This is a genomic window from Kitasatospora sp. NPDC059088 (assembly GCF_042738155.1).
Classification (GTDB): domain Bacteria; phylum Actinomycetota; class Actinomycetes; order Streptomycetales; family Streptomycetaceae; genus Kitasatospora.
The window spans coordinates 87,408-107,751 of sequence record NZ_JBHYGR010000004.1 but is presented as its reverse complement, the minus strand read 5'-3'; the positions used below and the strand labels follow the sequence as shown (position 1 = coordinate 107,751).

Below are 20,344 nucleotides of genomic sequence, written 5' to 3'. Positions count from 1 at the left end.
GGGGACCGCAGGAGTCTCCGGCAGCGTGAGCGGAACTAGACTGCCGGAGACAAAAGCCGCCATCCCCCGCCGCAGCTCCAGGAGTGTGTCCACGTGTCCGAGACCGCATCCGATCTGACGAAGCCGGACAGCACGGTCGAGAGCACCGCCGACGTCATCGTGGTCGGCGCGGGCCCGGCCGGTGCCACCACGGCGTACTACCTCGCCCAGGCCGGACTGGACGTCCTGCTGCTGGAGAAGACCGCCTTCCCGCGCGAGAAGGTCTGCGGCGACGGCCTCACCCCGCGCGCCACCAAGCAGCTGGTGGACATGGGCATCGACGTCTCCACCGAGAACGGCTGGCTGCACAACAAGGGCCTGCGCATCATCGGCGGCGGCGTCCGGCTGGAGCTGGACTGGCCCGAGCTGGCCTCCTTCCCCGACTACGGCCTGGTCCGCAAGCGCGCCGACTTCGACGAACTGCTCGCCCGTCAGGCCGAGAAGGCCGGCGCCCGGCTCTACGAGCGCTGCAACGTCAGCGGCCCGGTCCTGGACGAGCGCACCGGCCGGATCGTCGGCGTCACCGCCAAGCTCGGCGAGGAGAAGCGACCGGTCACCTTCCGCGCCCCGCTGGTCGTCGCCGCGGACGGCAACTCCACCCGGCTCTCCCTCGCCATGGGCCTGCACCGCCGCGAGGACCGCCCGATGGGCGTCGCCTACCGCACCTACTTCAACTCGCCGCGCCACGACGACGACTACCTGGAGTCCTGGCTGGAGCTGTGGGACACCCGCGGCGACCAGCGCAAGCTGCTCCCCGGCTACGGCTGGGTCTTCGGCATGGGCGACGGCACCTCCAACGTCGGCCTCGGCATCCTCAACTCCTCGCCCGCCTTCGGTGAACTCGACTGGCGCGAGGTGCTCAAGGCCTGGTGCGCGAGCATGCCCGCCGAGTGGGGCTACACCCCCGAGAACATGACCGAGCCGATCCGCGGCGCCGCCCTGCCGATGGCCTTCAACCGGCAGCCGCACTACACCCGCGGCCTGCTGCTGGTCGGCGACGCGGGCGGCATGGTCAACCCGTTCAACGGCGAGGGCATCGCCTACGCGATGGAATCCGGCCAGATCGCCGCCGGCGTCATCGTGCAGGCCCACGCCCGCGTCACCGAGGGCGGCCGCGAGCGCGCCCTGCAGGCCTACCCGCGCATCCTCAAGGACGTGTACGGCGGCTACTACACGCTCGGCCGCGCCTTCGTGAAGCTCATCGGCAACCCCAAGGTGATGCAGCTCGCCGCCCAGCACGGCCTGCCGCGCCCGCTCCTGATGCGCTTCACCCTCAAGCTGCTCGCCAACCTCACCGACCCGCAGGGCGGCGACGCGATGGACCGCGTGATCAACGGGCTGGCGAGGGTCGCGCCGAACGCCTGAGGTGGCGGGGTGCCGGGGCGCTCGGGGCGGTGGGGCGGTGGGGCGGCGGTCGGCGGGGTGCCGGGTGCTCGGGGCGGCGCCGTTCAGGGCGACTTCGGTGCCGTCCCCTGCGCCCCCGTCCCCTGTTCCGTCGTCCCCCGCGTTGAAGGATCTTGCTCGGCCGTCTCCTGCTCCGCCGTGTCGCGGGAGGCGGCGGAGCGCTGTTCGACGTAGGCGAGGCGCTCGTCGAACACCCGGGCCGCGTCGGGGGTGAGCGTCCGCAGGGCGACCAGGGCGCTGAACACGACGTCGCAGAGCTCGTGCTGGACGTCCTCCCAGGTGTGGGTGACGCCCTTGCGCGGGTTCTGCCCGGTCGCGCCGATCACCGCGGCGCCGACCTCGCCGATCTCCTCGGAGAGCTTGAGCAGGCGCAGCAGGCGTTCCTCCTGCGGCGACTGGGTGCTCTGATTGTCCAGCCACGCGACCAGGTGGTCGACGCTCTCCCAGATCCGGCTGTCCATGCGGTGCTGCTCCCTGCGGTGTCGGTGGTGCTGCCACCGTACGGGAGCGGCGAGGGGGCGGGCCGGACCGCTGTGCGCCGGACCGATGCCGCCCGGTCCACCCCCTTGTGTTCGCCTGCTCGCCTGCCCGGCCGGTGGATCAGCGCTTGCCGATCTTCACGTGGCGGATGTTCACGGGGACGTTCGGGAATCCGTCGCCCGGGCCGTTCTGGTCGTCCTCGCCTGCGGCGGCGATCTTCTGCAGGATGTCCAGGCCGGCCGTCACCCGGCCGAACGGGGTGTAGGCGGGGGAGAGCTTGGTGTCCTTCCAGACGATGAAGAACTGGCTGCCGTTGGTGTTCGGACCGGCGTTGGCCATGGCCACGGTGCCGGCCGGGTAGGTGGCGCCGGTCAGGTTCTCGTCCGGGAAGGAGTAGCCCGGACCGCCGCTGCCCGTCCCGGTCGGGTCGCCGCACTGCAACACGTAGATCCGCTGGGTGGTGAGCCGGTGGCAGTGGCTGCGGTCGAAGTAGTCGTGCTCGGCGAGGAAGCGGAACGAGAAGGTGGTGCAGGGCGCCTTGTCGGTCAGTGCCTCGAAGGTGATCGGGCCCTGGTTGGTGCGCACGGTCGCCTGGTAGGGGCGGGCCGCCTTCGCGGCGTCGAAGACCGGGATGCCCTTGAAGTTGTCGGCCGGGACGGCCGGTGTGTAGGTGCAGGCCGCGCTCGGGGTGGGGGTGGCGCCGGAGGGGGCCGCGACGGCCGTGCCGGTGCTCGCCGCGAGCGGGAGGACGGTGGCGGCGGCGACCAGCGCCCAGTGCTTGCGCTTCACGTGACGGGCCTTCCGGGGGGTGGTAGACGGCATGCTTGTCATGGAGGAATCATCCACGGCCGGGTGGGTCTTCGGTAGGGGGCTGGGGCGGCCGGTACTCCTTCGGCTGTCGATAGTGACGTGGTGTCAGTTCTCCTTCGGGATGGGCGTGAACAGACCGGCCCGGGCGGCGAGGGCGGCGGCGTCGGCGGCCCGTTCGGCGGTGCCGGCGTCCAGTGGTTCGCCGGTGACGAACAGCCGGTAGTAGAGCGGGGCGGTGGCGGCCCTGATCACCTCGGCGCCGTCCGTCCCGACGGGCAGCTCTCCCCGCACAACGGCCCGTTCGGCGACCTCTGCGGCCTGGCGGTGGCGGGCCGCGAAGAACCCGCGCAGGGCGGTCGCGCCGACGTCGGAGCGTTGGGCGGCGGAGATCAGCGCGGTGGGCGTGGAACCCCGCTCCGGGTCGGTGAAGACGCTGAGCACCTCCTGGGTGATGCGGCGGAGGTCCTCCTGGAGGTCTCCGGTGTCGGGCAGTGGCCAGGGCTGGTCGGCGGAGGCGGTCAGGGCGTCGGCGATCAGGCCGTCCACTCCGCCCCACCGCCGGTAGAGAGTCGCCTTGTGGACGCCGGAGCGTGCCGCGACGGCCTCGGCGGTGAGTCCGTCGTACCCCTTCTCGGTGACCTCGGCGAGCGTGGCGGCGACCACCTCCGCGCGGACCCGGGCGGTGCGCCCGCCCGGGCGCGGGGTGGGCGTGCGGGGCGGCTGCCGGTCGGGAGTGGTGGCCTCGCTCAAAGTCGACTCCTGTCGCATTAAGGCTTGCTGCGGGGTGGTGGTCGTGCCATGCTCATCGTAATGCGACTCAAGTCGCATTACGAGAGGAGCTTGTGTGACCACCCGTGCCATTCCCGACCCGACCGCCCTCCACCCGCTCGCCGGCCACGACCGAGTGGTCCTGCTGCGCCCGCTCGTCACCGACCCGAGGATCCAGGTCGGCGAGTACACGTACTTCGACGACCCCGACGGAGCCACCCGCTTCGAGGAGCGCAACGTCCTCTACGCCTACGGCCCCGAACGGCTGGTGATCGGCAAGTACTGCGCGATCGCCACCGGCACCCGCTTCCTGATGGCCGGGGCCGCCCACCCGGCCATCGGCGTCTCCACCTTCCCCTTCACGATGTTCGGCGGCAGCTGGACCGAGCAGACCCTCGACATCGTCACGGGCCTGCCCAGCCGCGGTGACACCGTGGTCGGCAATGACGTCTGGTTCGGCTTCGGCGCCACCGTCCTGCCGGGCGTCCGGATCGGCGACGGAGCGATCATCGCGGCCGGTGCGGTGGTCACCGCCGACGTCGAGCCCTACACGATCGTCGGCGGCAACCCCGCCCGCCCGATCCGACGCCGCTTCGACGACGCCGACATCGAACGCCTCCTCCGCGCCGCCTGGTGGGACTGGCCGACCGAGCTCGTCACCGAGCACGTCCGCGCCATCATGTCCGGTACTCCAGCCGACATCGAGGACATCGCCGAGACGAACGGTCTGCTCGCCGCCTGACCCGCCGGCGCCCGGCAGGGGCATTGATCACCGGCGGCCCGGTGCGCGAAGATGGCGCCCCCGTGCTCCACCCCTCGCCCCGTCCCCCGCTGAGCCACACGCCCAGCTCCCGGGTCCGTCCGACGCCGTACGGTCCTCGCACCCGCCGGTTCCGTTCGTACGGAGGGATCCTCCTCATGCGCGCCTCCCTGTCCTCGTTCTCGTCCTCATCGATCCTTCGCGATCTACCGGTCCTGCTCGTGGCAGTGGTGTGGGGATCGAGCTTCCTCGCCGTCCAGCGGGTGGCCGACCCGGAGACGGTCGTGGCGATGCTCGTCCTGCGCTTCGGGCTGGTGCTGCCGCTGCTCGGGCTGGTCGCCTGGCGCTCCCTGCGGAAGCTGAGCCGCGCCGAATGGCTCGGCGGCGCCACGCTGGGCTTGGTCCTCAGTGGGATCTTCCTGCTGGAGACCTACGGCGCCGTGCACACCTCCGCGACCAATGCCGGGCTGATCATCAGCCTCGCGATGGTGCTCACCCCGCTCGGCGAGAGCGCCCTCGCCCGGACCGCACCGCCGCGGGCCTTCCTCGCGGCCGCCGGGCTGGCCGTCCTCGGCGTAGCCCTGCTCACCGGCGACGGCGGGCTGCGCCCTCCGACCCTCGGCGACCTGCTGGTGCTGGGCGCCGCCCTCGTCCGCTCGGCGTACGTCCTGGCGACGGCCCGTGCCCGAGCCGTCCGCCACACCGACATGCTGGCCGTCACCTGGGTCCAACTCGCCTCGGCCACCACGGTGTTCGCCGTGGTCGCGCTCTCCGTCGGGCCCGCTCCCTGGACCATCGCCCGCTCGTACGGGGCCGGCCAGTGGGCCTGGCTGCTGCATCTGTCCCTGTTCTGCACCCTGTTCGCCTTCTTCGTCCAGATGTGGGCCGTCCGGGCCACCTCGCCGTCCCGGGTGAGCCTGCTGCTCGGCACCGAACCGCTGTGGGCCGCCGTCTTCGGCCTCACCGTGGCCGGGAATCGGATGGGCCCGCTCGCCCTGCTCGGCGCAGCCCTGGTGCTGATCGCGACCGAGTGGGGGCGGCGGACCGCTCCTGCGCCGCTCCCGGCCGCGAGCGCACCCGAGGCGGAGCAGCCGAGCCCGGAGCCGGCCCCGGTCTGACCCGCAGCCCTCGTCACCGGCGCCGCCACAGAGTCCGGCGGGCGTAGTCGACCGTGACCGCGCCCAGTAGCGGACCCCAGGCGACCAGAGGCAGGTAGGCGAGAGTCATCACCAGGGCGCTGAGGCCGTGCGGCGAATCCGCCTCGGCCAGGTTCCCGGCCCAGTCGCCGAACAGGGCGAACAGCCCCAGCCCGGTCAGGACGAGTGCGCCCGACAACGCCGGAACAACGGCGAACAGGGGGCGCACCCGTCGGCCGCCTATCAGCGGGATCCAGCGCGGAGCCACCTGCCCCCAGGGCCGGACCAGGCCCACGGTCAGGAATGCCAGCCCCTCCGCCAGCGCACTCAGCGCCACGCAGTAGACCGTGCCCCAGCCCGGCTGGTGCGCCGCGTACGCTGCAGCCGTCGCCCCGCTGAAACCGAGCGGGACGCCGAAGCCGAAGACGATCCGCCACAGTCCCGAGGGAACCGTGCTGAGCGCGGCGGCCGCGGCGGCGATCCGGGCCCAGCGCGGGGCGGGCGGGACGTCCGGCACGACCGCGTCGACCGGGCCGATCCGGTGGTCGGACAGACGGGCATTGATCATGAGCTTCGACATGGCGGTGCACTCCCTTCGGCTCCGGCCCCGTGGCCGGTGCGATGACTCAAGACTGGCGCTCGGGAAGGGCCGGCGGCAGATGCCGATCGGGCTGTTCCTCCTGCTCAACTGCCCTTTGAAATGTGCCGATCGGCACAGGTGTGCCGCCCCTCCCGCGCCGTAATGTGACGGCAGTCGAAGAGTCGAGGAGAGGTGATGACGATGACTCAGATCCTGTCCGGGGTCGTCCTGGTCCTGGCACTGCCCGCCTGGTCGGCGCGGGGCCGCCGTGGCGCGGCAGCCGTGACCTTGGCGCTCGGGGCGTCCTCGGCGGTGGTCACGGCCGCCGTCTGGATCCTCGGCCGCTGGATGGAGGACGACCGCTGGGCCGGGCTGCTCGGACTGGTCGAACTGGCCGTCCTGCTGCTGTCGGTGGTCATCACTCTGCGCACCGAGGACGGCCCGCGGTGCGCACTGGCGGCCTGGACGGCATGCGCAGCGGTCGCCCTCTGGCTGACCAGGTTCGCGTTCGTCGAAGGGCCCGGGGACGTCCTCACGATCTTCGGCTTCGGCTCGGCGCTCTCCCTGCCGGCCGTCCTGATCGGGCTCTACCTGAGGGGCCTGGACGAGGGACGCGCCAAGGCGGTGGTCGAGGCCAGGCGGGCCCAGCGGCTCGAACTGGCCCACGATCTCCACGACTTCGTGGCGCACGACGTCAGCGGCATGGTGGCCCAGGCCCAGGCCGGTGCTTACCTGGCCTCGGTCGACGCGGCCCGTGCGGTCGCCATGTTCGAACGGATAGAGCAAGCCGGGCAGCGGGCCCTGGCATCACTGGACCGGACGGTCCAGCTGCTGCGCACGGAGGAGGGGACCGGGCGCGGCCCACAGCCGGGGCTGTCGGAACTCGCGGAGGTGGCCGAGCGGTTCACCGCCGCGGGCGGCCCCGAGGTCCGGCTGGAACTGCCGGAGCAGCCGGTTCCGAGGGAGCTGGGAGGGACGGTCCACCGGATCGTCGTTGAGGCGCTGACGAATGTCCGACGGCACGCCCAGGGCGCCGGACGGGTCGACGTCCAGGCGTGCCGCGTCGGCGAGTGGCTGGAGCTGACCGTGACGAACGACGGTCGGCCGGCGGGGGCGGCCAGTCGGCCCCGGCGTGGCGGCGGCAGCGGACTGCCTGGTCTGGCCGCGCGGGTGGAGGCGCTCGGCGGCACCTTCGAGGCGGGAGTGCATGAGCGGGAGGCGTGGCGTGTGACGGCGAGGCTGCCGTTGGAGGGTCGGGGGGAACCGGAGCGGCCGGAGACCCCGATGAGGACGAGTGCGGGTGCAGGGGAGAAGAGCGGATGAGCAGCAGCGCAAAGCCGATCCGGATCCTGGTCGCCGATGACCAGGCGGACATTCGCAGCGCGTTCAGGATGATCCTGGACGTCCAGCCGGACATGACGGTGGTGGCGGAGGCGGCGGACGGTGCCGCGGCGGTACAGGAAGCGAACAGGCTGCGGCCGGACGTGGTGCTCGCGGACATCCGGATGCCGAAGCTCGACGGCCTGGAGGTCACGCGGCAACTCGCCGGTCAGTGCAAGGTGATCGTGGTGACGACCTTCGACCTGGACGAGTACGTGCACACGGCCTTGCGGCACGGTGCGGCGGGCTTCCTGCTCAAGCGCTCGGGGCCGGGCCTGTTGATCGAGGCGGTCAGGGCAGCGATGGCCGGGGACGCGTTGATCAGTCCGCAGGTGACCGTTCGGCTGTTGCAGCACATGGCACTGCCGGGCGCCACACCGAAGCCTGGGGCCGCGGGCGGGGGAGGCGTGCCGGGCCCGTCGATAGCCGGCCCGGTGGAAGAACTGACCGAGAGGGAAAAGGAGATCGCTGAGCTGGTGGCCGATGGAGCGACCAACGCCGAGATCGGCGCCGGGCTCTTCATCTCACCGGGAACGGTGAAGAACCACCTCGCCAACATCCAGCGCAAGCTCGGTGCCCGTAACCGGGTGGGCATCGCGGCCTGGGTGTGGGAACAGGCAGTCGGCAACCGGTAGCCGGCCCCTGGCCCCAAGGGCGAGAGCGGAACGACGGACGAGGCCTGCGCCAGAGCGGGGCCCGAGAGCGAGAGGGAGGCAGGGCGGAGGAGGAGGCGGGCCGAGGGATTCGAGGGCCGCAGCAGGAAGTCGGGCCTGCCTACACGGGAGGCGGAGCCGCGAGGGCGGCGGGTGAAGCGGAGGCGGAGGAGGAGGGCAGGCCCCCAGGGGCCCACAGGCTGCCGGGGCTGCGAGCGCGCAGCAGCCCCGCGCTGGGACCGGCCGGTCCAGCGCAGGTGACACCGGCAGCAGGTGGGCAACCCTGGCGCGGGCGGCGGGCGGCGGGCGGCGGGCGGCGGGCGGCGGGCGGCGGGCGGCGGGCGACTCAAAAGCTCAGCCGCTGCCAAGGGCGTGCGCGAGCGCGGCCCGCGAGGTGATGCCGAGCTTCGGGAAGATCTTGTAGAGGTGCGCCCCGACCGTCCGGGGCGACAGCTGGAGCTGCTGCCCGATCTCCCGGTTGGTCAGGCCGGTCGCGGCCAGCCGGGCGATCCGCAGCTCCTGGCCGGTGAGGCCGCCGGGCTCCGCGGCCGGGCCGCCCGGCGGCAGCGCCACCTGGTCTCCCGCGGCCCGGAGCTCCTCCTCGCAGTACCGCGTCCACGGGTCGGCCCGGAGGCGCCGGAACACGTGCTGCGCCACCCGCAGCACCCCCCGGGCCCCGGCCCGGTGGCGCCGCCGGAGCCACGAACCGTGGGCGAGCCGCAGCCGGGCGAGCTCGAACGCCCAACGCTCCGCCCCCGGCACGGCGTACGCGGTCCGGTAGGCCTCCTCGGCCTCGTCGTCCTCGGCGGCCAGCGCGACCGCGGCCGCGAACAGGAAGGCGTGCCGGTCGGAGATCTCCGCGGAGCGGGCCGCGCGCGCCGCCGCCAGGTGGGCCCGGGCCTCGTCCCGCCGGCCGGTGTGCACGGCCGCCGTCACCAGGTCGAGGACCAGCGCGTGGTACCAGGGCGGGCCCGCGGGCAGCAGTCCGGGCGGGGTGAGCCCGCAGAAGTGCCCGTACGCCTCCTCGTAGCGCCGGTGGGCGAGCGCGGCCAGCCCGCGCAGGTGGGTCAGCCGGTCGAGGACGTACCGCAGCCGGGCCCGGGTGGCGACGGGCCGGACGACCTCGTCGACCGCCCTCAGCCCGGCCTCGTCGCCGCGCCCGGCCAGGAAGTGGGCATGGTACTGGCGGAACATCAACGCATTGGTGTGGTAGCCCAGTTCGTCCGCGATCTCGGCCTCGCGCAGGCTGACGGCGGCCTGGTCCCAGTGCCCGAGCAGATAGTCCTGGTGGGCCTTGGCCTTCGCCACCGAGCCCTGGGTGGCGTAGCCGTGCAGCCCGGCGACGCGCTGCCAGAGGTCGCTCTCGGGGCAGTCGAGCGCCGACGCCGTCCACAGCACGAGCCAGGCGGCACCGGCCTCCTGTTCCTCCGTCATCGCCTCGGCCGCCCGCCGCAGGGCGGCGGCCGCGTCCGGCCCCGGGTCGGTCCAGGCCCGCAGGCAGAGCCGCCCCACCTCCGGGACGCCGTCCCGGTGCCGTTCCAGGGCGCGCCAGATCCGGGGGTCGTCGGTGTAGCCGGCGGCCAGCAGCAGCTTGAAGAAGACCTGCTCCGTGAGGCCCCCGAAGGTGTCGGCGCCCGGCTCGGTCAACGCGTCGAGGGCCGCGGGCAGCAGCGTGGCGGAGGACTCGAAGTCGACGTGGTGGCTCTGGTCGGCGTAGACCACCGCGTACCCGAACAGCGGGGCGACGTCCGGGGGCACCGTACTGGTCCGCAGCTCCTCCACCAGGGCCGCGGCGTGCCGCAGTTGACCACCGCGGGCCGCCATCACCGCGGCCCAGGTGAGCCGGCGGGCGCGGTCGCAGGAGCCGGGGCTGAGGCCGGCGCCGCGTTCGAGCAGGAGCGCGCCCTCCGCGTCGCCCCCGCGCCCGGCCAGCTCGCGCCCGGCCCGTTCCAGGCGGCGTGCCAGGTCCTCGTCCGGGAGCCAGGCGGCCGAGGCCTCGTGGCTCAGCCGCCGGGGGTCGTCGGGCGCGAGCACCGCGGCGAGGGTGCGGTGGGCCGCCCGGCGCTCGGCGTCCGAGGCCGCCGAGACCACCGCCGCGCGCACCAGGGGGTGCCGGAAGGCCAGTTGCCCGGCCTCGTCGAGCCGGGCCAGACCGTCCGCCTCGATCCGTGCCAGGGTCTCCCGCGCGCCGTCGTCCGCGACCGCGCGCAGCCACGCGGCCCCGCCGAACTCCGGTCCGGTGGCCAGCGCGCCCAGCAGCAGCAGGCGTCCGACCTCCGGCGTCATCGTCTCCAGCCGGTCCGTGAACAGCCGCTCCAGCTTCCGCCCCAGCGGCAGCGGCTCCGGCAGCGGCGCGAGTCCCCGCTGCTGTGCGGACGCCAGCTGGCGCGGCAGCTCCACCAGCGCCAGCGCGTTGCCGGCCGCCTCGGCGAGGACCCGCTCCCGGGTGGTCGCCGCGAGGTCGGGGTGGTGGGCGCCCAGCAGCAGCGCGGCGTCGACGGGAGGCAGCGCCCGCAGGTCGAGGGCCTCGGCCGACCAGGTCTCGGCCGACCAGGTCCGGTCGGCCGGGCCGTCCGGCCGCCCGGCCCCGACGATCACCAGCGGCAGGTCGGCGCTGCGCCGGTGCAGGAAGGCGAAGACCGTCGCGCTCGACGAGTCGATCCAGTGCAGGTCGTCCAGGACGAGCAGCACCGGGGCCGTCCGCACCGCCTCGTCGAGCAGCGTGAGCGCGGCGGCACCGACGGCGAATCCGGTCGGCGTGCCGGACCGCACGCCCAACGCGCTCTCCAGCGCCTCGCGCTGGTGCGCCGACAGGGCGCCGGACCGCCGCAGCAGCGGCCAGAACACCTGGTGGAGCGCGCCGAAGGCGAGGTCCGTCTCCGCCTCCGTGCCGACCGCCCGCAACACGGTGAACCCGCGCTCGCGCGCCGCCCGCTCGACCCAGCCGAGCAGCGTGCTCTTGCCGACCCCGGCCTCGCCCCGCAGCAGCACCGTGGAACCGCTCCGGCCGTCGACCGCCTGCACCAGCGCCGCGGTGAGCACCTCCGTCTCCCGCTGCCGCCCGACCAGGGCCCGGCCCCGCCCACCGTCCGTCACGCACTCCCCCTCAGGTCCGCCCGACCCGTCCGGCGAGCACCCGATGCTACAACCTGTCAGGCCCCCGCAACCGAATCCTCCCTGGTCAGAGCCATGAACGAGCGAGGCCCCACCGGCGCTCCGCCCACAAACGGACGCCGCACCCCTCGGCTCCCCGGTTCGCGTCGGCCCGGGCTCTCGTCGGGCGAGGACGGGGGTCACCCGGTGGCCGCGGGGCGGTGCGGCGGACGCCGACTTTCGGTTATCGCGCGCGGCGGCAGCGTTCTCCTGTGCAGCGGGGCCGAATCCCCTCGGTCCCGGACGGCGTCCGTTCCGACGCGCCCGCAACCGGAAGGGCCTGCCCATGACCGCTCCGCCTGCTCGTCCGTTCTCCCGGGGCTGGCTGCTCGCCTCCTGCGTGCCCGTGCTGCTCCTGCTCGGGATGGCCGCGGCCTCGCCCGCCCCGTCGGCCCCGGCCGCCACCCCCGCTCCCCCGCCGGTTGCGGCGGCGGCCACCTCCCCGGTGCCCGCCCGCGGTCTCGCCGCCGAGCAGGACGGCTACCGGCTCTCCACCGCGACCTGCGGCGTGCCCGCCGGGCGACCGACGGCCTTCCGGTTCACCGTCACCGGCCCGGGCGGTGCCCCGGTCACCGACTTCGCCGTCCACCAGACCGAGAAGCTGCACTTCTACGCGATCCGCAGCGACCTCACCGGCTTCCAGCACCTGCACCCGGAGATGGCCGAGGACGGCACCTGGACCGCCGACCTGGCGGCGCTCACCCCGGGCAGCTGGCGGCTGTACGCCGACTTCATCCCGAACACCGGCGCCCACGCCGCCGAGCTCGTCCTCAGCCGCACCGTCACGGTGCCCGGCCCTGCCGTCCCGGTGCCCCTGCCCACCCCGAGCGACACCACCACGGTCGACGGCTACACCGTCTCCCTGCACGCCCGACCGATGTCCGGCGCACACCAGTTGACGGCGACCGTGAGCCGGGACGGCCGACCGGTGACCGACCTCCAGCCGTACCTGGACGCCTACGCCCACCTCAGCGCCTTCCACGAGGGCGACCAGGCACTGGCCCACCTCCACCCGGCCGACGCGGTCGACGGTGATCACGGCGGGCCGACGCTGACGTTCCACGCCCTGCTCCCCGAGCCGGGCAACTGGCGGGTCTTCCTCCAGTTCCAGGCGGCCGGGCAGCTGCACACCGCCCAGCTCACCCTGCACGTCGACTGAGAACCCGGCCGACCTGTTCCCCCGTCCCGATCCGGAACGCCCCCGGGTCCGCGCGGGATTCCGTCGGTTCCTCAGGCCGGCTGAGGAGCCCTCGCACCGGTCAGCGGGACGGTGGTGTCCGGTCGCCACGGGAGCAGGGCGAGGTCCTGGTCCTGCACGGCGAGGACCAGGGCCGAGTCGGGCAGCGCGCGGCGCAGCTCGCGCAGCAGGGCCCGGGCGGTCGGGCGGTCGAGTCCGGCGGTGGGTTCGTCGAGCAGCAGGATGCGCGGACGCCGCAGGATCGCGCGGGCGACGGTGAGGCGGCGCCGCTGTCCTTGGGACAGGGCGCGGCCGCCGGGGCCGACCGGGGTGTCCAGGCGCAGGCCGTCGAGGCCGACCGCTGCCAGGGCGGCGCGCAGTTGCCCTCGGTCGGCGTGGGGCGCGGCCAGGCACAGGTTGGCCGAGACGGTCGTGTCGGCGAGCCAGTCGTCGGCCTCGACCAGGGTGAGCACATCGGCGACGGCCTCGGCAGGCAGGTCCGCGACGGGGGCGCCGCCCAGCCGCACCCGGCCGGAGGCGGTCGGCAGCCGTCCGGCCAACTGCCCGAGGAGGGTGGACTTCCCGCTGCCGTTGGGACCGGTGACGACGACCAGGCGGGGGGCTTCGACGGCGAACGAGAGCGGCCGTCCGCCGTCGGCAGTGGGGAGGCCTGCCACGGTGAGCACCGGAGCGCCCCCCGTGGGCGTGGGCTGTCGCCGGTCGGCGGGGGTCGCGGCGAGCGGGCCGAGGCGCGCGGCCGCGTCCTGGGCGGCGGCCAGGTCCTGGAGCAGCTGCGGAAAGCGGTCCAGCAGGTCCCACACCGCCGTGAGCAGCAGCACCTCGCCGACGACGTCGGCCACCGGCTGCGACCAGCCGCCCGCCCGCAGTGCGAGCAGCAGGGCGAGGCCCTGGCCGAGGGCGGCCAGCAGCCGCAGGCCCAGCCGGCCCGTCCGCTGCTCGGCCGCCGCGGCGGCGGTGGCCGCCTCCTCGCGCTCCAGCGCCGTCGCGACGACGCCTCGGGTCTGCGGCACCGCGTCCAGGCAGCGCAGTTCGTTGAAGGCGGCCCTGGCGGCGATCAGGTCCGTCCGGGCGCCGGTGCGGGCGTCGGCGGCGCTCGCGAGGTGGCGTCGGGCCCGGCGGCCGGTGCGGACCGCCCACCAGGTGCCGCCCGCGAACACCGCGAGCTCGGCCGCGCCGAGCAGCGGGCTCGCCCCCAGCAGCAGCGCCTCCACCAGTACCGCGGTGACGGCGCAGCCGGCGAGTGGCGCGACGACCTGGGCGGGCAGCCCGGCCACCGTCTCCGCATCGGTGGTCAGGCGGGCCAGCAGTGCCCCGTCGCGTCGGGCCCGGAGTTCGCGCGCGCTCAGGTCGCCCGCGCCCCGGACCAGGCGGCCGCGCAGCGTCACGGTCGTGGCGAGGACGACCCGGTGGCTGACCAGCCGTTCCAGGTAGCGCAGCGAGGTGCGCAGCAGGGCCAGGGCACGGACACCTCCCGACGGGTACATCCACGACCAGGTGGTGTCGGCCAGCAGCGTCACCAGCGCACAGGTCGTCAGGAACCAGCCGGACAGGCCCAGCAGCGCCGCCGCGCTCACCTCGGCCGCCGCGGCCAGCGCGATGCCGACGGCCAGGTCGCGGCGGGGAACCGCACGGCGCAGCAGGGTCCAGGCGTTCATCGGGCCCTCCCCCGGTCGAGGCGGATCGTGCGGTCCGCGAGGGGGAGCAGCGCGGGGCTGTGGGTGGCGAGCAGTACGGTCCGGCCGCGGGTCAGCGTGCGCAGGGCCGTCAGCACGCGGGCCTCCGCCACCGGGTCGAGGTGGGCGGTGGGCTCGTCGAGGCAGAGCAGCGGGGCGTCCCGGAGCAGGGCCCGTACCAACGAGAGCTGCTGGGACTGGCCGGAGGAGAGCCCGCTGCCGCGCTCGCCGAGCGGAGTGTCGAGTCCGCCCGGCAGGTCGTCGAGCACGTCGCCGAAGCCGAGCGCGCGGAAGGCGTCGGCGAGTTCCGCGTCGGTGACCCCGGGGCGGGCGAGCAGCAGGTTGTCCCGGACGGTGCCGGGCAGCAGGTGCGCGGGCTGGCCGACCCAGGCGACGGACGCGGGTGAGGGCGGGTGGAGCGTGCCCTCCCACGCGTGGGCGACGGTTCCGGCGGTGGGCTCGGCCAGGCCTGCGGCGACGGCGAGCAGGGTCGACTTGCCCGCGCCGCTGGGGCCGGTGACGGCGAGGAGGGTGCCGGGGGCGAGGTGGAGGGTCACGTCGTCCAGTGCCGGGTCTTCACGGTCGGGGTGACGGACCGTCGCACGGTCCAGCCGTACGCCGATGGCGCCGCCGGTGCGGCGGGCCGGCACGGGCGGGTCCGGATCCGCAGCGCCGCCGGCGAGGACCCCGTCGATCAGCTCGGCTGCGGCCCGGGCCTCGGCGCGGGCGTGGTAGCCGTACGCCAGGGCGCGCGCGGGGGCGAAGTAGGCGGGGGTGAGGACCAGCACGAAGAGCGCGGTGTCCAGGTCCATCCTGCTTGGTGCCAGCGGCAGTTGGAGGTAGTCGAGGAGTGCCAGGCCGCAGTAGGTCGCGACCACGGCGAGGGTGCCGGTGATCAGCAGTTCGATCCAGGCGGTGGAGAGGAAGGCGACCCGTAGCACCGCCTGGGTGCGGCGCGCCAGCTCCTCGTCGTCCTCGCGCAGCGTGCTCGCGGCGGTGTCCCGGGCGCCCAGTCCGATCAGGGTGGGCAGGCCGCGCAGCTGGTCGAGCAGGCGTGCGCCGTGGCGGCGCACCGCCGTGAGCTGCGCGTGCACGGCGACCTGCGTGCCCAGGCCGATGACCTTCAGGTTGGCGGGCAGCAACGGGGTGGCGGCGACCAGGATCAGGGCCACGAACCAGCTGCGGACCGCGATGGCGGCGAGGGTCAGGCCGCTGCCCAGGAGCATCGTGGTCCGGGCCGGGACGTATTCGGTGAGCCACTCGGTGAGCCGGGCGACCTCGCCGGTCAGGGACTCGGCGAGGGCGGCGTCGTCGACACCGGCGCGGGCCGGCCCGTGCGCGGGCAGAGCCGCGGCGAGCAGCCGCTCGCGCAGGGCCGTACGCACCCGGCGGGCGCCGCGGGCGGCGGCCGCGTCGGCGGCGGACAGCAGCACGGACCGGAGCGCGAGGCCGGCCGGCACCAGCCCGGCACCGACCAGGACCTCCGCCATGACGCCCCCGCCGGGCCGGCCGGTGAGCCCGCGCTGGGCGGCCCAGGCCAGGCCCGCCGCCCAGAGCACGGTGCCCAGCGGGGCCAGCCCGCGCAGCAGTCCGGCCCGGCGCAACTCCCCGCGTCCGGGCCCGGACCAGGCGTGCAGGCGGGCCGACACCTCGTCGTCCCGGCTCCCCGCGCGCTCGTCACCGAGCCCGGCCAGCAGGGCGGCCGAGGCGCTCATGCGCCGGCCCGGGTCGCGTCCGGGTCACCCGGACCGGCCGGAGCCGCCGGGTCGACGGGGTCGAGGTCGAAGACCCCGTCCCGCTGGTCCCGCCGGTCGCCCCACAGCCAGGCGACCAGGGCCGCCGTCGAGAGCAGGGCGATGCCGACGGGGTCGATCCAGTCGGCGACCCCGCCGAAGACGTCCTGGGACACGGCCGCCAGCCCGACGCCCAGCACGGTGAGCAGTACGCGCCGGAGGACGACCACGAAGCCGCCCGGCTCGGGCCGGACCGGGCGGCCCCCTCCCGTCCGCACCCGCAGCGGGGCGAGGGGCTCCTCCGGGGTCTGCGTGAACTTGCCGCGGAAGGCCCACCAGGCGTACGCGTTGTACGCGAGCACCACCGGCATGCAGAGCCCCACGCCGACCACCAGGAAGGCCTGCGAGTCGGCCGGGCTGGACGCCTGGTGGAGCGTCAGTCCGGGCGGGACGACCACCGGGGCGGTCGCGGCCGCCAGCGCGAGCAGGCCGCAGGCCTGGGCCGTGACCACACCCGCGAAGGGCCGCCAGTCCGGCCGCCGTCCGAAGCCGTGCCAGGCCACCGCGCCCGCGGCCGCCGCCCCGGCGACGGCGGTCCAGAACAGCGCCGCGCGCAGCGGCTCGTCGAACCGGAACTCCTGCGGATCGGCGGCCTCCAGGCCGAACCCGAGGACCAGCGCGGCCACGGCGGTGGCCGCCAGCAGCGGGCGCCCGGCCCGCCCCGCCTGCTCGCGGGCGGCGCCCTCGGTCTTGTCCTGCAGCCAGGCGGCGCCGGCCACCAGGTAGAGCGCCACCAGGCCGAGTGCGCACAGCACGCCGTAGGAGGTCAGCCAGTCGAAGGCGCCGCCGCTGAACGACCCGTCCCGTTGCTCCAGTCCGGTCAGCACACCACCGAGCACCAGGCCCTGGCAGAGGGTCGCGGCGAGGGAGGAGGCGCCGAAGAGGAGGGCCCAGCCGCGCCGGTAGCCGGCGGCGGCGCTCTGGAACTCCAGGCCCATGCCGCGCAGGATGATCGCCAGGAGCATGCCGATCAGCGGCAGGTAGACCCCGGGCAGCACGGTCGCGTACACCCCGGGCAGCCCGGCCCACAGGGCGACGCCGGCCAGCACGAGCCAGCTCTCGTTGGCGTCCCAGGCGGTGGCGATCAGCTCGCCGTACTCCCGCCGGTCCTTCCCCTTGGCGAACAGGCTGAGCATGCCGACGCCCAGGTCGTAGCCGTCCAGGACGACGTACATGCCGAGCGAGAGCAGGACGAGCGCGTAGGTGGCGTACTCAAGCAACGGGGGTCTCCGTTCCGGGGGCGGTCACCGCGGCGGAGTCCGCGGGCAGGTCCGGGCCGGCCTTGACCGTGCGGACGATGTAGCGGATCCAGACGGCCAGCAGGGCCGCGTAGAGGAGCACGAAGGCGGCCAGGGTGGTGGCGGCCTGCGCGGTGGTCAGGTGCGACAGCGCGTCGGCCGTGCGCAGCTTGCCGTAGACCACCCAGGGCTGCCGCCCGGTCTCGGCGGTGATCCACCCGCCGGTGATGGCGATGACGCCGGCCGGTGTCATCCAGACCATCCAGCGCAGGAAGCGGCGGGAGTCGAACAGCCGCCTGCGCAGGCGCAGCACCAGTCCCGCGAGGGCGGTGGCGAACATGGCCAGGGCGGTGAAGTACATGGCGTGGAAGCCGTAGAAGGCGCTCCACATGTTGGGCCGCTGGTCGGGCGGGGTCTCCAGCAGACCGGGCACCGGGGCCTCCCCGGTGAGGTCGTGGCCGATCACCGCGCCCAGGTGGGGGACGGTGACGCGCAGGTCGTTGGTGCCCCGGTCGGTGTCGGGGACGACGACCAGGTTGTACCCGTTGTTGTCGGTGCGCCAGTTCCCCTCGAAAGCCTGGAGTTTCGCGGGCTGGTGCTGCGCCATGAAGATGGCGGTGGCGTCGCCGATGTACAGCTGCACCGGCATCAGGACGGCGAGCACGCCGAGGGCGATGGACAGGCAGCGGCGCGCGAACGGCAGGGCCGCCCGGCGCTGCTTGACCAGGTACCAGGCGGAGATGCCGCCGACGAACCAGCTCGCGCTGATCAGCACGGCCAGCAGCATGTGCGGGAAGCGGTAGGTGAAGGCCGGGTTGAGCAGGATCTCGGTCCAGTCGCTCGGACGGAACTGGCCGGCCGTCTCGGTGTACCCGACCGGATCCTGCATCCAGCTGTTGGCGGACATGATCCAGGTGGTGGACAGCAGGGTGCCGAAGGCCACCATCCAGGAGGCGAAGGCCATCGTCCGGGGGCGGACCCGGCCTTCGCCGTAGAGCATGACGCCGATGAAGCCGGCCTCCAGGAAGAAGGCCGTGATGACCTCCATGCCGATGGTGACCCCGATGACCGGTCCGACGGCATGGGCGAAGACGCCCCAGTTGAGGCCGAACTCGAAGGTCATCACGGTGCCCGCGACGACACCGAGGCCGAAGCCGACCGCGAAGATCTTCTTCCAGAAGCGGAAGATCTGCTGGTAGAGCGGGTTGCCGGTGCGCACGTAGGCGGTCTGCACTACGGCGAGCAGCACGGAGAGGCCGACCGTGAGGGCCGGGAAGGACATGTGGAAGATCGCCGTGATGGCGAACTGCCACCTGGACAGGTCTACGGCGGCCGGTGGGGCCATGAGGTCTCCGGAGGGTACGCGGAACGGGCGGGTGCGGGGGAGGCAGGGGCGCGCGGTCATCCGCGGGCGGGTGCGGCTGCCTCCCGGCGAACCTAGGCGGCCCGCGGTGCCCCCGATGCCTTCGCAGCGCATCGTCGGTTGCCTCGCAGCGCACAGCGCGTCCCTCGGACAACTGCGAACCGAGGTGCCGCCGGGCACGACGGAACGCCGAGGACACTCCGTGCCTGCTGGGGACGGTGCCGAGCACGCAGAGAACACGCCGACGCGGTCGGGATGCCTAGCGTCGTCCAGGAGCCGGACCTGCTCACCACAGGGCTTCCGGCGAATGACCATCAGATGGTGTGAGGGAACGGGCGAAGAGATGAACGGAACCGACGAGTTCGACCTCGTGGTGCTGGGTGCCGGTCCGACCGGGGAGAACCTCGCGGACCGCGCGCGGGCCGGCGGGCTGAGCGTGGCGATCGTCGAACGCGAGCTCGTGGGCGGCGAGTGCTCGTACTGGGCGTGCATGCCGAGCAAGGCACTGCTCCGGCCGCCGGCCGCGCTGCGGGAGGCGCAGCGGCTGCCCGGTGCGAGGGCCGCTGTCACCGGCGGGCCGGACGCCGACGCGGTACTGCGGCGCCGGGACGACTTCGCCTCGCTGTGGCGGGACGACGGCCAGGTGGCCTGGCTGGACTCCGCCGGGATCACCCTGGTCCGCGGGCACGGCCGGCTGGACGGCGAACGGCGGGTGGTGGTGGACCTCCCCGGCTCCGGCCGCCGCACCCTGACCGCACGTCACGCCGTGGCCGTCTGCACCGGCACCGGTGCCGCCCTGCCCGACCTGCCGGGCATCGAGCACACGGGTGTGTGGACCAGTCGCGAGGGGACCAGCGCACCCGAGGCCCCCGGCCGGCTGGCCGTCGTCGGCGGCGGCGCGGTCGCCGTGGAACTGGCCACGGCCTGGAGTGCGCTGGGCAGCCGGGTGACCCTGCTGGTCCGGGGCGGGGCCCTCCTCCCCCGACTGGAACCCTTCGCCGGCCGGCTGGTGGCCGAGGCGCTCCGGGAGTCCGGGGTCGAGCTGCGCTTCGGGGTGTCGGTGGCCGGCCTGGCCCGGGACGGCGGGGTCGTCCTGGACCTCGGCGAGCACGGTGAACTGCGGGCCGACGAGGTGCTGTTCGCCACCGGGAGGCGGCCCACAACCGGCGACCTGGGACTGGAGACGGTCGGACTGGAGCCCGGGGACTGGATCGAGGTGGACGACACCGGACTGGCCGTGGGCGTGACCGGCGGCTGGCTCTACGCGGCCGGCGACGTCAACCACCGCGCCCTGCTGACCCATCAGGGCAAGTACCAGGGACGGGTCTTCGGCGCCGTGATCGCCGACCGGGCGTCCGGGCGTGGGCTCGACCTGCTGCCCTGGGGGCGCAGCGTCGCGACCGCCGACCACGCGGCCGTGCCCCACGTGGTCTTCACGGACCCGGAGGTCGCCTCGGTCGGGCCCACCCTCGCCGAAGCAGCCGCGGCCGGCCGGCGCGTGCGGGCCGTCGACTACCGGATCGGCGACGTCGCGGGGGCCGCGCTGTACGCCGACGGGTACCGCGGGCAGGCCAGGGTCGTGGTCGACCTGGACCGCGAGACCGTGGTGGGGGCGACCTTCGTCGGGTCCGGGGTCGCGGAACTGCTCCACTCGGCGACCGTCGCCGTCGCCGGGGAGGTGCCGATAGGTCGGCTCTGGCACGCCGTCCCCGCCTACCCGACCATCAGCGAGGTCTGGCTGCGCCTGCTGGAGGCCTACCGCGGCTGAGCGGGGCCGGACAATCAGGCGTGGGCGGGGCCCGTCCTGGGGAACGGGCCCCCGCGCCCCGGGCCACCCCGGCGGGCCGGGGGGCGAGACCGAGGCAGGCGGCGGGGCCGACCCACGCGACGAGTAAAAAAAGAAGAGCCACCACCAC

16 protein-coding genes are annotated in these 20,344 nt (G+C 74.4%); 7 read left to right on the top strand and 9 right to left on the bottom strand.

The features are described 5' to 3' along the window. The first annotated feature begins 114 nt into the window (after nt 1–114). Nucleotides 115–1,404: a geranylgeranyl reductase family protein gene (locus ACFWXO_RS03325; protein WP_375889202.1), complete on the top strand. Its 1,290-nt coding sequence runs from the start codon at nt 115–117 to the stop codon at nt 1,402–1,404. An 83-nt stretch (nt 1,405–1,487) separates the two neighbouring features. On the opposite strand, the gene ACFWXO_RS03320 is transcribed toward ACFWXO_RS03325, so the two are convergent. The 3 genes from ACFWXO_RS03320 to ACFWXO_RS03310 all read right to left on the bottom strand — a co-directional run bounded on the left by ACFWXO_RS03320 (nt 1,488) and on the right by ACFWXO_RS03310 (nt 3,483). After that, nucleotides 1,488–1,904, bottom strand: coding sequence for a MazG-like family protein (locus ACFWXO_RS03320; protein WP_380521830.1), 417 nt, complete (start codon nt 1,902–1,904; stop codon nt 1,488–1,490). A 139-nt stretch (nt 1,905–2,043) separates the two neighbouring features. Then, nucleotides 2,044–2,745: a peptidylprolyl isomerase gene (locus ACFWXO_RS03315; protein WP_380521828.1), complete on the bottom strand. Its 702-nt coding sequence runs from the start codon at nt 2,743–2,745 to the stop codon at nt 2,044–2,046. 93 nt (nt 2,746–2,838) lie between these two features. Then, nucleotides 2,839–3,483 carry a TetR/AcrR family transcriptional regulator gene (locus ACFWXO_RS03310; protein ID WP_380521826.1) on the bottom strand — a complete coding sequence of 215 codons (645 nt, stop codon included), beginning with the start codon at nt 3,481–3,483 and terminating at the stop codon, nt 2,839–2,841. A 94-nt stretch (nt 3,484–3,577) separates the two neighbouring features. Here ACFWXO_RS03310 and ACFWXO_RS03305 point away from each other — a divergent pair, with 94 nt between their 5' ends. Both ACFWXO_RS03305 and ACFWXO_RS03300 read left to right on the top strand, forming a co-directional pair. After that, complete coding sequence (locus ACFWXO_RS03305) at nt 3,578–4,243, top strand: CatB-related O-acetyltransferase (RefSeq protein WP_380521824.1); 666 nt, start codon at nt 3,578–3,580, stop codon at nt 4,241–4,243. Between the two features lie 176 nt (nt 4,244–4,419). After that, nucleotides 4,420–5,379 carry a DMT family transporter gene (locus tag ACFWXO_RS03300; RefSeq protein ID WP_380521822.1) on the top strand — a complete coding sequence of 320 codons (960 nt, stop codon included), beginning with the start codon at nt 4,420–4,422 and terminating at the stop codon, nt 5,377–5,379. Between the two features lie 13 nt (nt 5,380–5,392). Here the strand turns inward: ACFWXO_RS03300 and ACFWXO_RS03295 are convergent, their stop codons facing one another. Then, the gene (locus tag ACFWXO_RS03295) at nt 5,393–5,977 is read right to left on the bottom strand and encodes a hypothetical protein (protein ID WP_380521820.1); all 585 of its coding nucleotides are present in this window, start codon (nt 5,975–5,977) and stop codon (nt 5,393–5,395) included. Between the two features lie 195 nt (nt 5,978–6,172). Between ACFWXO_RS03295 and ACFWXO_RS03290 the strand changes: the two genes are divergently transcribed. Together ACFWXO_RS03290 and ACFWXO_RS03285 are read left to right on the top strand one after the other, a co-directional pair. Continuing rightward, nucleotides 6,173–7,300 (top strand): sensor histidine kinase, encoded by a 1,128-nt coding sequence (locus ACFWXO_RS03290; protein ID WP_380521818.1) that lies wholly within the window; start codon nt 6,173–6,175, stop codon nt 7,298–7,300. Next, on the top strand, nt 7,297–7,992 hold the full coding sequence (locus ACFWXO_RS03285) for a response regulator (RefSeq protein WP_380521816.1): 696 nt from the start codon (nt 7,297–7,299) through the stop codon (nt 7,990–7,992). Before ACFWXO_RS03290 ends, ACFWXO_RS03285 begins: the two co-directional genes overlap by 4 nt. Nucleotides 7,993–8,364: 372 nt before the next feature. On the opposite strand, the gene ACFWXO_RS03280 is transcribed toward ACFWXO_RS03285, so the two are convergent. Next, nucleotides 8,365–11,106, bottom strand: coding sequence for a BREX system ATP-binding domain-containing protein (locus ACFWXO_RS03280; RefSeq protein WP_380521814.1), 2,742 nt, complete (start codon nt 11,104–11,106; stop codon nt 8,365–8,367). Between the two features lie 343 nt (nt 11,107–11,449). On the opposite strand from ACFWXO_RS03280, the gene ACFWXO_RS03275 reads away from it, so the two are divergent. After that, nucleotides 11,450–12,322, top strand: coding sequence for a hypothetical protein (locus ACFWXO_RS03275; protein ID WP_380521812.1), 873 nt, complete (start codon nt 11,450–11,452; stop codon nt 12,320–12,322). Between the two features lie 71 nt (nt 12,323–12,393). Here the strand turns inward: ACFWXO_RS03275 and ACFWXO_RS03270 are convergent, their stop codons facing one another. Genes ACFWXO_RS03270 through ACFWXO_RS03255 form a run of 4 tightly spaced genes read right to left on the bottom strand, consistent with a single transcriptional unit; the run spans nt 12,394 to nt 18,410 of the window. Next, entirely contained in the window at nt 12,394–14,016 is a 1,623-nt protein-coding gene (locus tag ACFWXO_RS03270; protein ID WP_380521810.1) for an ATP-binding cassette domain-containing protein, read from the bottom strand. Then, complete coding sequence (locus ACFWXO_RS03265; protein ID WP_380521808.1) at nt 14,013–15,749, bottom strand: ABC transporter ATP-binding protein/permease; 1,737 nt, start codon at nt 15,747–15,749, stop codon at nt 14,013–14,015. The genes ACFWXO_RS03270 and ACFWXO_RS03265 overlap by 4 nt, the downstream gene beginning before the upstream one ends. Continuing rightward, nucleotides 15,746–17,047: a cytochrome d ubiquinol oxidase subunit II gene (locus ACFWXO_RS03260; RefSeq protein ID WP_380521806.1), complete on the bottom strand. Its 1,302-nt coding sequence runs from the start codon at nt 17,045–17,047 to the stop codon at nt 15,746–15,748. Before ACFWXO_RS03260 ends, ACFWXO_RS03265 begins: the two co-directional genes overlap by 4 nt. Beyond that, entirely contained in the window at nt 17,040–18,410 is a 1,371-nt protein-coding gene (locus tag ACFWXO_RS03255) for a cytochrome ubiquinol oxidase subunit I (protein ID WP_380521804.1), read from the bottom strand. Before ACFWXO_RS03255 ends, ACFWXO_RS03260 begins: the two co-directional genes overlap by 8 nt. 361 nt (nt 18,411–18,771) lie before the next feature. Between ACFWXO_RS03255 and ACFWXO_RS03250 the strand changes: the two genes are divergently transcribed. Then, entirely contained in the window at nt 18,772–20,196 is a 1,425-nt protein-coding gene (locus ACFWXO_RS03250) for a dihydrolipoyl dehydrogenase family protein (RefSeq protein ID WP_380521803.1), read from the top strand. The last annotated feature ends 148 nt before the right edge of the window (nt 20,197–20,344 follow it).